The organism is Staphylococcus lugdunensis, assembly GCF_002901705.1.
Classification (GTDB): Bacteria; Bacillota; Bacilli; order Staphylococcales; family Staphylococcaceae; genus Staphylococcus; species Staphylococcus lugdunensis.
Genome location: NZ_PPPV01000012.1, coordinates 41,330 through 41,569, shown reverse-complemented (window position 1 = coordinate 41,569; position 240 = coordinate 41,330). Strand labels below are relative to the sequence as shown.

2 tRNA genes are annotated in these 240 nt (G+C 49.2%); both read right to left on the bottom strand.

Annotated elements, in window-relative coordinates:
* Positions 1-62: 62 nt before the first annotated feature.
* Positions 63-136 (bottom strand) — tRNA-Gly (locus tag CD041_RS00910).
* A 15-nt stretch (positions 137-151) separates the two neighbouring features.
* Positions 152-227: transfer RNA gene (locus CD041_RS00905), tRNA-His, on the bottom strand.
* Positions 228-240: the final 13 nt, after the last annotated feature.

Below are 240 nucleotides of genomic sequence, written 5' to 3'. Positions count from 1 at the left end.
ACCTACGACCGATCGGTTAACAGCCGATAGCTCTACCACTGAGCTACTGTGGATAAATAAGATGGAGCGGGTGATGGGAATCGAACCCACAACATCAGCTTGGAAGGCTGAGGTTTTGCCATTAAACTACACCCGCAAATCATTACGATTATGGGGCGGTTGAAGGGAATCGAACCCTCGAATGTCGGAACCACAATCCGATGCGTTAACCACTTCGCCACAACCGCCAAAAAAATAGCG